Annotated in this window: 1 protein-coding gene; it reads left to right on the top strand. The window is 53.3% G+C overall.

The annotated features are described in order from the left end of the window. The first annotated feature begins 118 nt into the window (after positions 1–118). On the top strand, positions 119–13,708 hold the full coding sequence (locus KF752_19005; protein MBX3423651.1) for a VCBS repeat-containing protein: 13,590 nt from the start codon (positions 119–121) through the stop codon (positions 13,706–13,708). Positions 13,709–14,093 lie beyond the last annotated feature (385 nt).

Below are 14,093 nucleotides of genomic sequence, written 5' to 3'. Positions count from 1 at the left end.
AGGGTTCGACTAAACTAGACCGCGTCTGTAACTTCACGACTGGTGATCTGATGCGGTTGGCTGAGAGAATGCACGCGTCTCCATCAGCACGCGTAGTCTCCCCTTGAATGAGAGACGTATGATGTCGAAGCGGCTAATCAGCCAGATTCATCACCGCAGATATCGTCGGCGAGTACACCAGTTAGAACAGCTTGAGCGCCGCGATCTGTTGGCGGCTGCGATGTGGCACAATCCGGTGTTTCCTCTGGATGTCACGGGCGACCAACCGGCGCGTGTCAGCGCGCAGGATGCTCTGCGAATTGTCAACTGGCTGAATAATCCCAGTCTGCCGCGTGACCTGCCACGCCAAGTGGAGGCCCCCAGCAGTGGTCCGTATGTGGACACCAACTGCGACGGCCGAGTCTCCGCCAATGACGCTCTGCGCGTTGTCAATCACCTCAACTTTGCAGGCTCCGGTGTCGTCGGCGGCTTCTTCACCGATGGCGGCTCCTTCGCCGGCGCTGCGTGCTCGCCGCAATTGCTCGAGGGTTCGGGCTTTGTGACGGAGCTGGACAGAATTCTAAATGTCCCTGCCAATCGTCCAGCTCTGGAGGTGAAGTTTCAGGCACCTGAGTTCGACACACAGGCACGGCAGCAGATTCGCGACGCCTTCGAGATTCAAATTGTTCAGGCCAACGGCAATCCAGTCTCCAATCGGCTCAGCTCCAGCCGCTCAGCAGCATTCAACTGGACCGAAGGTTATCAGCCTGTAGCTGCCAGTGGCGTATGGATGGATATTGCTGCCGCCGGACAAGACTCAAAAGTCATCTTTGATCTATCGGAATTCCCAGTAGGGACCGAGATCCGCGTGCTGGCGCGGCTGGTCAATAACGATAGCGACGACAGCACCAGTGTCATTATTCGCGGCTACGAGTTCGTGGAGCTTCCAACCTCGCTGCCACCGGGCAGTGGTGAAGGATTGTCTGAATCTCGACAAACACCGGTCAGCGCCTTTGATTTTCGGCAACTGAGCGATCTGACAGGGATGTTTGAAGTCGACTACGGTCGCACGAGTCTGAGTACCGACCGCCTGCAGTTGGTCTCCCAGGCCCAGTTGACTAACCGGGGTAACACAGCGGTACTGGGACCGATCATCGCCGTTTTCGAGAACTTCAGCGACCCGAACGTGTTTATGGTTCGGCCCGATGGCTTCTTGCCGGATGGCCGTCCGTTTATTGATTTAACAGGCAGGCTGGACGGCCCGGTACTGGCCAGTGGCCAGTCGCTCGCTGGCCCAGAGATTCGCTTTCGCAACGATTCGGGCCAGCGATTCGAGTATCGGCTGAGTGTCTACGGAAGGCTCCATACCGGTCCGGTCGGCTTCAGTTCTCAGCCAGTGACCAGCATTGAAGCAGGACGAAATTACCGATACCACGCCCAAGCGCAGGCGACGACTGTCCCGCAACTCCGCTATGAATTGGTTCAAGGCCCCGAAGGCATGATCATTGACGCCTTAAGTGGGTTCTTGGAGTGGTCGACGAGTTACAGTGATATTGGCAGTCACAGAGTTGTGATTCGCGCCTCGGATCCCTACGGAATGTATGTGGAACAGCCGTTTCATCTGCTGGTAGAAGAACTGCTTCCCAATCGCCCTCCCAATTTCGTGACGTCACCTTCAACTGAGGCGACGGCATCTGGAGGGTTTGAGGTAATAACTTTCGGAGTCGGTGGAAATCCCTCCAATGTACTCAGCGGCGACCTTGGACTCGGGGGCCAATCGCTTTTGACGGTCAATCAGCGCGATCAAACACTGACGCTCATACCTAATCTCAGACGGGAGCCAGAAAGTGCAAATCGGACCGTCAGTATTGGGGTACCTCCACAAGGCGACAGCTCGGTAATCGCTGGCCATGAAATTGATCTGAGCTACCCATCTTACCGATACGAATCCAGAAATTTTTTGGATGGCTTTGCTCAAGCTGATCTGAATGGCGACGGTTTTATGGATACGGTCGCATCCATTCGGTTTACCTATCGAGACACAAATGGAAACAATAAGAATGAACGTTACCTCGTAGTAAATCGTGGAAAGGGGGATGGAACATTTCACGCTGCTGTTCGTTATGCTGTCCCGGGAGCGGTTCCTGATCATGGGGCACCTACCACGGGTGGTCTGAGAAGTCTGCAGGCTATGGACTTTAACGGTGATGGGTGGGTGGATGTCTTGGGACTGGACTTCTCGACACAACAACTGGTGATGTATGCCGGACAAGAAGACGGCAGCCTGATGTCGCCACAGGTCCAGACGATGACTACTCCACTGAACCTGTTTCTTGTTGCAGACTTCGATGGCGATGGCACCCTGGATCTGCTTGCCCAACACCAAAGTCCAGATACTTTTGGTTTGTTGAGAGGCGATGGTAGCGGCAGGTTTGGCGCTTTCGAGCAGATCGTTAGTACCCCTGGTACGGGCTACTATGACCGGGCCTTCGCATTTGGTGATCTCGATGACGACGGATTTCTAGATGTTGTTTTTGGCGGCTGGGAATCCAGAGCACTTACCGTTTTTATGAATGATGGAACCGGCAGCTTTCATCAATCCGCGGTTCTTCCGGGAACTAAGTCGTATGAATTCGGGACTGAGTCCGTTACGTATGTGTCCATCGCCGATTACAACGCGGATGGCCAGGCCGACATCTTGTACGGAACCAGCTCTGGAGGCGGAACCAACGGGGGCGGATTAGGACTTTATCGGGGCGACGGAACGGGGGTGACGTTCAATTTTCAATCGGCTGGACGAAACTTTTTGCATCGCCCGAGCAATCTGATTGGCAACAATCAACCCGTCGATCTCAACAAGGATGGACATGCGGATGTCTTGCTGACTTTGCCGGGCACGGGTTATCACGTGACCAGTGGTATCTTGGTTGGCTTGAATAATGGGGATGGAACGTTTCAGACCAACACTTTTCAGGATGTCATTGCTGCACCGCATTATTCCGGGAGCAATCAAGGAATTCCCTTGGGAATCGTGGCCGCCGATTACAATCTTGATGGTTATTTGGATGTGGTATCGGTCTCCACGAACCATGTGAATGGGACTGGTTTCTCAGGAGCCAGCATTCTACTGGGCGATCGACCGGGCAGCTTTCTGGCCCCAGGAGAAGTCGTGAATTCGGGCACGATCTTTCGCCAGTCATCGATCATTCAAACCGGTGATTTTAACAACGACGGCTTGGTAGATTTCTGGCTGGCTGGAGGTCCATCGATTACACGCCTGAGTAATGGAGACGGAACATTCGGACCTGAGATTCTCGCAACGCCAGCCATTGGGAATGAGTTTCTGGCTAAAGGATTTACGGCCGATTTCGACAAAGACGGAAACTTCGACCTGTTGTGGCTGGGTACGGGCGGAGTGCAGGGAGGACCAACCGGACGTTATCTGACAGCTCTGGGAAATGGCGATGGTACTTTTGGACTGTCTTTTGTTCAACCGGTGCCCGATACGTTCTATGGAGCGTCTTATGCGGTGCCCGGAGATTTTAATGCCGATGGCTTTATCGACTTTGCTGCTATCGGAGGCGGAGTGTTCGGCGCAGGACCTTTTGTCGAAGTATGGCTCTATAATCCCGAGCACAGGGGAACGTTCACTCAAGGCCAACGCTCCTTTTTGCCTCGTAGCCCGTCGGCAGGAAGCTTGGCGGCTGCCGATTTTGACAACAATGGATTCCTGGATCTAGTCGTCGTACTGCCTCGCCTGGGCAGCGCAAGTCCTCAGCATTTGTTATTTTATCCGGGCTGGGGGGACGGAACCTTCGATCAACCGACTACGGTGGAGATTTCTCGGCACTCGGCACTCTATCAGGCTCACTGGATGGCATCGGGAGATCTCGACCACGATGGTAATGCCGACTTAGTGCTCAAAGGCAGCTACGGTCGATTGAGCGTGCTCATGGGTCAGGGCGACGGCACGTTCGGCCATCCAATCGACTATGTTTCGGATGGCTATTTTGATTTCAATCCGAGTATAGAACTGGTCGATTTTAACGGTGATGGTCACCTGGATATTCTTTCAAGCGGTGACGGTGCAGGCTCCAATAATCGGATCAGCCTGAGGTTGGGCAAGGGCGATGGCACCTTCTCTGGCCGGCAAGTGTTTGACGTCGCCGGGACATGGGGAACCATAGGAACTGCCGATTTTGACAACGATGGAGCGTTGGATGTCGCTTACTTGGGAAGTAACCCGCTAGGTAATGTTGTCATCCTGAATGGTCGTCGCCAAGGATTGGTGGACGCAGCCATTGTGAACATCGACGGTAACGTTAACGTACTCGCCCTGAACAACACGAATGCTCATCTAACGGTTTTCGAAAAGGCTTCCAACGATGAATTGACTCGGCAGTCGGATTTACTAGTAGGTGCCGGACCAGTTGCTATGGCCCATGCAGATCTCAATGGCGATGGGATTGCCGAGGTCGTTACTGCCAATCGCAGCGCACATTCCATCAGCATCCTGACCCACTCTAACTCCGGATGGACGCGGGCGGACTTGGCTGCTTCACCCGGATTGGTCGACATTGAAATACGCGATGTCAATCAAGACGCAATGCGCGATATCGTTCTACTGGACAACTTCCTCAATGCCTTGTTGGTGATGCGAAATGACGGACAGGGCGGTTTCGATCCTCCAGAGTACATCACACTGGGCGATCGCCCCATCGCGATGACCCTGGGTAACATTGTACAATCCGAGTCTATCGACGCAGCGATACTCCTGGCGACGGAACCGCGCATACTTCTGATGTCAGGCAATCCCCAAGGCGGTTTCGAGCCTGTTTCGACGATCGACTTGCCGGCCTTTGGCTCGGCTATTGTGGTGGGCGACTTCAATCTCGACGGCATCGGCGATTTGGCAGTAACTTTGTCTGAACAAGATCAGACGTTGATTCTCTTCGGAATGGGCAACGGACGATTCACTCGACCTCAATCGATTGACGTGGGAAGCCAGCCTGTGGGGTTGAGGGTGAGCGATGTCAATAGCGACGGACGTCCGGACCTGTTGGTTTCCAATCGCGGTGACGACACGGTCAGCGTGATCGTCAATCGGTTCGATCCAGTGAAGGTCTATAAATATGACGCTCTAGCCATCGACCCAGATGTCGATCCTGTGCATTATGAATTGACTGAATCTCCTGGTGGAATGATGATCGATTCGGCAACTGGAGACATCCGCTGGGCTCCCAGCGGATATCAAGTCGGATCACATCGCGTTTTGATTCGAGCCGCCGATGATCGCGGCGGATGGACAGATCAGTCGTTCAACATCGAGGTAGTAGCCCAGCAAACCAACACTGCGCCAGTCATCCTGACTCCCGCTTCGCTTACGATACCAGCAGACCAGGCGTTGCAGCATTCATTGAAAGCTGTGGATTTGGATGACGACACGCTACGGTTTCGACTCCTTGAAGGTCCAGCCGGTTCCTCGATCGACCCATTGACTGGAGAGCTGCGCTGGGATCCTCGCCAACAAGGTATCGATTTTGGACCGAATCGGCACGAACAGAGTGTTGTCAGCATTCCCCATCACCCAAGTTTGGAATTAACTTCGCTGACTGCCGAAGGGTGGTTCCGTTTCGACCGCAACGATCAAAATGTAGTTCTATTCCGCAAGACAGTCTGGAACCCCTATCCCTTCGCGGAGGAATCGTACACGCTCCGTTGGCAATGGGGCATGCTGCGAGGACAGATCGGCAGGGCTTATTTCGATTACGATTCCGCGTCGTTTCCCTGGACTCCGGAGATTGGCAAATGGTTCCATATTGCAATGACATTCGACGACGCCAGCAAAGCGATTCGAGTGTTTCTGAACGGGATCGAGGTGGCCAGCACAATTACCGATCAACGGATTCGCATGGATGATAATCCATTACAGCTGGGCCTCTCTGGGGACGAGTACTTTGGAGCCATCAGCCAGTTTCGGATATGGGATTCTGCCCATGATGCGAACACTATTCGCTCGCGGATGTTTCAAACCGTGCCCGGCGATTCTCGAGGATTGGTCTTGGATTATCGCTTCCAAGAAAGCGATACTGTGTCGGTGCTCGATTCCTCCATCAACGCCGTGCATGGCAGTCTGGGTGGCCACCAATGGCCTGCCCGATTCCGGACATTGGCTGATCAGCAGACCGCTGTATTTAGAGTGGGAGTCGAGGATGGACGTGGGGGAATGGACGAGCAAACATTCATCGTCAATGTTTCTCCCATATTGCGAGGAGTCATAACCGGCCAATTATTTGACGACTCTAGCGGAGATGGAGTCAAGCAAGACCAGGAGTTGCCCCTGCCGAGTTGGAAAGTGTATCTCGACAACAACGCCAATGGTCAACTGGACGATGGAGAGTCAACATCAATCACCGACGTAAATGGGTTCTTTCGAATCGATGAACTGTTGGCCGGGAGTTACCAGTTATCGGTCCAACCGCAAATCGGGTATAAGGCAATTGTACCTCACACTGTAGCAGTCCTAGCCAATACAACAAGTTCGGTACATTTGCCGGCTGAGGCCAATGTTGGTGGAATACTGCGAGGCAGCGTGACCCAGTCTGCATCAGGCGCAATCCTGCCTCACCAGCTGGTATTTGCAGATATCAATGGCAATGGCCTGTGGGATGCGGAAGAGCCCTACAGCTACACCGACCAGCAAGGGAGATTTGAGCTGTCGGGACTGGCCAATGGCAACTACAAGCTTCATTCGAGCCCTCCACCGAGCTGGACGGTGACATCTCCGTCAACTGTGGCACACGATGTGGTGTTGGAGAATTTCGAATTATTGGATGGCCTAGATTTTCAGCTTACCCCGATGAACGAGTGGGCGGCACAGCAGCCCCAGTTTCGCTCGACCGCGCCCAAATCGGCTTCGATCGGCGAGAGATATCGCTATAGCCCTTCGGTCGTCAGTCCCGATAATCGCCCCTTGACATTCAGCCTCTCACTGTCGCCCCCGGGCATGGTCGTCGACCCGCCGACGGGTGTAGTCGTCTGGACGCCGGCCCAGGCGCAAACCGGTTCTCACCAAGTCGTGCTGCGTGCTGCCGACGACCAGGGGCATGTCCGACTACAAGACTTTACAATCGTCGTTGCCGAACCCAACACATCGCCCGTGATTACGTCCGCGCCCAGCTTGCTGGCTACCGCAGGATTTGTCTGGCAGTATCAAGTCCGAGCCCAGGACGCTGAACAAACGCAACTAACATACGAATTAGTAGGTCCACCGGCTGGCGCAACCGTCAATAGTCAATCGGGCCGAATCAACTGGGTTCCATCCACGGAAATGGCATCGCAGTCAATTGACATGACTGTAAGAGTACGTGATGGACGGGGTGGCCAGACCGAGCAGATTTTTTCGGTGCAGGTGTTCGCCAATCCACCTGACAGCTCGCCGTTTACTATTCAAGCGCCCAATGTTCATGCTTCGCTGTTGCTGGGCTACGCGGCCAGAACCGGTGGGCAGGATGGGTTAGGTCAGGAGTTGAGCGTCGAACTGATCAGTGGTCCTGCCGGTCTTGTTCACCATGGTGATGGACTGTTGCTGTGGCAACCCACCAGCCAACAAATAGGCGCGCATCCGTTAGTACTTCGCTATCGAAGTCCAACTGGACAGCAGATGGATCAAACATTCTCGATTGCTGTAGACTCGACTGCGGTTCGCGCACTACCTGAAATCCAATCTCAGCCGCCGGTCTTGGCGGTAGTTAATTCAATGTATGCGTACGACATCCTGGTGAACAATCCGGATGGAGATGCACTGACGTACAGTCTACAGCAGGGACCATCCGGCATGAGCATTGGTGCAGCTAATGGTACGTTGCGCTGGACGGCCAGTCGCGCTCAAGCGGGGCGCTGGCCAGTGACTATTCAGGTTAGCAACTCGCAGGGCGCTTCGACCACGCAGACTTTTGAGGTGAATGCACGATTGGCCAGCGGACCTCCGGTCATCACCTCAGTACCACCGACCCTCGCCTCTGCTGGCATGACCTATCTGTACAGCGTGTTGGCTATCGATCCAGAAGGTGATCCGTTGACATTCAGTGTGCTCGAAGGGCCCATCGGTCTGGCCATTGACCAGCGGACCGGTGAGCTGAGCTGGACACCGACGGTGCAGCAAATCGGCCAACATCCAGTAATTGTTTCGGTAGTTGACGGCTCGGGCAACCAGTCGACTCAGGGCTATTTCATCGCAGCCTCACTGGGACAAGCCAACCGCGCTCCCAATATCTCCAGCCAGCCTGAGCTGTTTGGTTCCGTGGGCCATGAATTCAATTACGCTCTTTCCGCCAGTGATCCAGAAGGCGGGCACATATCATTTCAACTGCGTCAAGGCCCCATTGGAATGACGGTGGATTCAACCAGTGGTCTAGTTCGCTGGACACCGACTGTCGCTCAAGCCGGGCGGCATATCGTTACTTTGATCGCCGTCGATCCGCAGGGAGCTGCAGGTGTCCAATCGTTTGAGTTGGATGTCTTGGCCGAGAACTCCGCACCGACAATCACATCTATGCCACCTGCCTTAGTCTATGCAGGAGGCTGGTTCCACTACGACATTCTGGCAACCGACGCTAATTTAGATCCACTGCGTTACGAGTTTACCGCGACCGTTCCTGCAGGCATGAGCTTGGATGCTTTGGGGCGCGTTCGCTGGCAGAGCAGCCACGCCGATCTGGGACAACATTCGACCACGGTTCGCGTATACGATCCGCGCGGTGGCCAAGCGATGCAGCAGATCAACTTTCAGGTTATTGCCGACACCATGGCACCCAGAATTTCGGTTACGGCAACCCCCGGTCGATGGCCTTGGGACGGCCCGATTCTTGTCCAGGTGAGTGCCATCGACAATGTCGGCATCATGGATTTGAGATTGGTTGTAAACGGCAGAGCAGTTGCGCTGGACGCGCATAAGACCGCGCGGCTGTACTTTGATGATTGGGGCATTGGAGACTTGACTATTGAGGCCACTGCCCGTGACGCAGAGGGCAATAGCGCCACGGCCAGCACCAGTTCGTTCTACCGCAATCCGGAAATCGACTACGAATCTGGACAAGGCGTTCCCATTGCTTTAATTTCCTCTCCGAATGACGGAGGCACCGCTTTCGGCATGGTCGAGATACGTGGCAGCGCGCTGCGCGGTGCCGCTCCGGGCACCGGTTTCAAAGAGTATCGTTTGTCATACGCGCTGGCTGGCACGAACAACTTCATTGAATTTGCTCATGGGACGTCGGAGGTTACCGATGGCCAACTTGGGTTGTGGGACACCACTCTGCTTGAAAACGATGCCTATGTTGTGCGACTAGAAGTTGTCAGCCAAGGCGGAAATACCGGAGTGTCAGAGATTACCGTCGGCCTTTCGGGCAGTCTCAAGCTAGGCAATTTCCGATTGAGTTTTGAAGACTTGACGATTCCTGTGGCCGGTATCCCGATTTCTATCGTGCGCACCTATGACACACTTAGATCTGAACGCGATGGAGACTTTGGTTTCGGATGGCGACTGGAATATCGCAACACCGACTTGAGAACCAGCCTGCCAAAATCGGTTCTTGAAAACATTGGCGTCTACACACCATTTCGGCCAGGAGTCAAAGTTTACATGACGCTACCTGGAGGCCAACGTCAGGGCTGGACCTTTACGCCTGAGTTGCGTGCGCTGGCCGGATTCGGCTCCGGAAACAACCTGTTACTGGCGCTCCCACGTTTTACGCCAGACCGAGGCAATACCAGTTCACTGACCGCAGGTAACAATTGGGTGATGGTCAATGAGTCTGGCGAGCTGTACGCTACCGGTGGTATTCCCTGGAATCCAGCCAATCCTGAATTCGGCGGATATTCCATAACTACCCATGATGGTCTGCGCTACCAAATAGACGGGAGTACGGGCTGGATGACTTCGGCTGCCGATCGCAACGGCAACCGGCTGCTGTTCACTGAGGACGGAATACATAGCTCGTCGGGCGATGTGGGGGTTACATTTCACAGAGACCGCGTCGGTCGGATTACTGCAATTGCCGATCCTCTGGGAAATGTTCTGCGTTACGCTTATTCTGCATCCGGTGATCTAGTTCGCTCCACTGATCGTGAGGGCAACATAAGCACCTACAGCTATCGTTTTGATCGCAGACACTACTTGGACAGTTTTCACGATCCGCTCAGCCGCGAAGTCATGCGCGGGAATTATGACGACACTGGAAGACTGCAGGCAGTATTAGTGAATGGTTCGGCGTTAGGGTTTTCTTATGATACCGACGCCATGTTGGAAATCGTACAAGGACCGTTGGGCCAACCCGTTCTCCGTGAATTCAACGACTGGGGACAGTTGGTGCGGACGCAGGATACCATGGGGGCGGAAAGTCGTTTTAGCTACGATTCCTCCGGTCGTCTGTCGAGCGTAATTGATCCTTTGGGAGCCGCCCAAAGCTACACGTACACCGCAACTGGCCAACTCGCTTCGACTATAAATTCTGCGGGTCATGTCACGCAATTTGCTTATGACGCGTCCGGGCAACTTACGACAATGATCGACCCAATCGGAAGAAGCACCCGATTTGAGCTGGACTCGAATGGAAACCGCACGGCCGTCTGGGATGCGCAGGGAAATGCAACTCGCTTTGATTTCGATTCTCGTGGTAATATCGTCAAGATCCTACATCCTGATGGTACGCATGAGACCATCCAATACGATGCTGCTGGACGAAAAATCGCTCAAACGGACATCGCCGGAATCCGTATTGAGTATGCATTGGATGCAAACGGTAACATTCTTTCCTCTCTATTAGTCGACCCTACAACTCAAGAAACAGTCGCGTTAGGGGCGACATCGTATGACAAGAATGGCCGCATACTCACCGAAACGAATGCGGTCGGAGGTGTTCGACAATATGAACTCGATGCTTTAGGCAATAGGACTCGCATAATCGAGCCTAGCGGTATTGTGATTGAACAAGCCTTTGATTCGCAGAACAATCCGGTTCGCATCTCTTTTGCCAATGGATTTCATGTGCAGCAATCGTTTAATAGCGCAGGACTACTCGAGAGTTCAAGCGTTAATGGATTCAACAATTCAAGAGTCGCCTACGACGATGCTGGTCGTCCGATTTCATCCACGATAGCCACTGCGGATGGAAGCCAAGATTATTCCAAAGGCTTCAGCTACGACGCCAATGGTCTGCTGACTCAGCTACATCTCCCTGACGGAAGTCTGTTCGGATATCAACGCGACATTGCTGGTAACATTACTGGCCTAAGTGTCAACGGACAGCTGACCAGAGCAGTCTACGATGCGGCTGGCCGTGTAACACAAGTGTTGGATGATCTGGGACGGACCGTGCTGGTAGACCTGGATGTATTGGATCGCCCTGTACGTAAGCAGTATTCTGACGGCTCAGTCGAGTGGTTCGAATACGACATTCGAGGCAACCTTGTTCGGCATACGGATCGCACCGGACGTAGTTCTCGGCGAGAGTTTGACATGGCTGGTCGAGTTGTGGCCGTCGTCGATTCGCTGGGTCAGCGAACGAATTATACCTACGACATACTCGGCAATTTGATTACTCGGACGGATCCTGACGGCCACACAGTTCGAACGCTATATAATGCCTTAAACTTACCTACAAAGAGAATTGATCCTTTAGGAAATGAAACAACACTTCAGTGGGATCAAGCGGGTCGATTAACCAGCGTGACCGATGGAAACGGTCGATCTATCCAGTATGGCTACGATGCCAGCGGACTGGTTACGGAACGAATTGTCGATGGCCGGCGACAGACCTTTGAATACGATCAACTGGGCCTATTAGCGAAGTTTGTCGAACAAGGTCGCGAGCACCAGCTTACCCGCGATGCCTTCGGTCGCATCGTCCAGCGATCCGACCATCCCAACCAGCAGGTAGCATTCGCCTACGATGGCTCGGGACGAATTGCCTCGTATACAACTACTGGTGGTTCCACTTCCTATCAATACGATGATCGCGGACGCATCCGGCAAGTGAATTTTCCAGATGCCAACTGGGTGCGATATGAATTCGATTCGCATTCGAGGTTGTCGGAAAAGCTGCTGAGCAACGGGATACGTGAGATTCGACAATACGACAATAACGATCGGCTGACCAAGATTACCATCACGAATTCGCTCAACGAAGTCGTTGACTCCGTCGAGTACGTCTACTCATCGGCTACTCGAATTCAGTCTGTGCGTTATAAAAACGGCAGCGAAACTCAGTTTACTTATGACGCGGCAGGTCAATTGGTTGTAGAAAAGTACCTGACTGCCGGAGTTCCTACACGCACGATCGAACACACTTACGATCGTCGCGGCAACCGGATTCGAGAGCAGGATAGTGTTAACGGTACAACCATGTTTAGCTACGATTCCGCGAATCGACTCATCGAAGAATCGATGGCTGGACAGCTTACCAGATATTCCTACGATCAGGCTGGACGGCTTGTTCTCAAGTCTTGGGGAGGCGACGAAACGCAATATTTCTGGGATGCGGATGGAAAGCTTACAACAGTGCGGATATTCCGTGGTAACCAGGTGTCGATCATCGAGTATGAATACGACAACGCGGGAATCCGCACGGCCAAGATCGTTGACGGAATTCGTACGGAGTACGTAGTCGGAGAAATCAATGGGTTACCAGAGGTTTTGTACGAACAGACACAGGGCAAGTCGGGAGTCCATTATGGATTTGGATACGGACTTGAAGCGGTTTCCGAAAACAGCAACGTGACTTTTCACTTGTCGGATATTCGAGGAAGTACGGCCGGCCTGTTCGATGGAACGGGGCATCGCACGGCTAGCCCCAAATTCTCCGCCTTTGGTGAACTGGACGGTGCGGACTCCGGACTGAACGCTCATCAATTATTTGCCGGCCATGCAGTGGATCCGGAAACCGGACTGATCTATATGCGTGCTCGCTATTATGATCCGCTGACTGCAAGGTTCTTGACGATCGACCCAGCAGCAGGCTCCGTTCTTGAAGCCATATCCCAACATCAGTATCAATATGGCTACAATGACCCGGTCAATAATTCTGATCCAACCGGAAAATTTGTCGTTGAAATTACCAGTACATTGGTGGCCGTCGGAATTGTAGGATTACTATTGGGATTGATGCAGCAGACTCCAGTACTTGTAAATCGTGACTACGACGTACACTGGGACGGGTACATATTCAACCTTCAAATTGAAGCTAGTGTGGGAGTGGGTGCGGGGTTCAACTTCTCGTTGACATATACTGAGTCTACTTCATCAGGGGGATTCAAGGGACGCGGAATGCACTTTCTGTTTGGTTTAGGTTTAACAGTTAGCGTACCTGGGCCTCAGATTAGCGGTACCCTGGGAACTCTCAATCTGAAGGTTCCTAAGGTACTTGGTTCTGGACTGACTACCAGTTGGGGCGCTCTGAGTGGCGGATTTATTTTTGGCGGATTCAATCTGACGACAGTAGCGAATTTGGTTTCTGCCAGTCTGGCTGTGCAGGGATTTGGTCGCGGGGTTCAGACCGGCGCTCCACCCTTTAGCGATACGAATCCGTTCGTAGTTTCCGGCATTGGCTGGGATCAAGGGATTACGGTTGCCGCCGGTTTATCGGTACCAGTGTATGGTGAGCGTGTCCCTGCTAGTCAACCATTTTCTTCATCAAACAACAAAGATAGAAATTTCTTCATATTTGGGTTTTAGGGCTTGGCGGCCAAGTAATTCATTTCGACTTCCAGCTCCCTTCCAACGCCAGGATTCATCACACTGCAAAGCGAAGATATACTGACCGCGAGGACCGTGGAAGCTGTGTGGCTGATTGACTTACCGAAGAGCCAATCATGTCCCATTCAAGTACAGTGCAACTTGAACTGCTCACTGAGAACTTCGAAAGCTTGTCCGATCCCAGAAACACCTAGAATCGCGAACACACATTGACCGATCGGGTCGTGATCTGCACTTGCGCGATTATCGTCGGTGCCAAAGGTCCGGCAGGCATCGAGCGCTGGGCCAAGGGCACGGCATGACACCGCAGGAGTGCCGATAACGGAGACACACAGTCGAGCCGAACGGATTTGCAACTTTAAGA

This window comes from Pirellulaceae bacterium, from assembly GCA_019636385.1.
Taxonomy (GTDB): domain Bacteria; phylum Planctomycetota; class Planctomycetia; order Pirellulales; family Pirellulaceae; genus Aureliella.
This window is presented reverse-complemented; position numbering and strand designations above follow the sequence as displayed.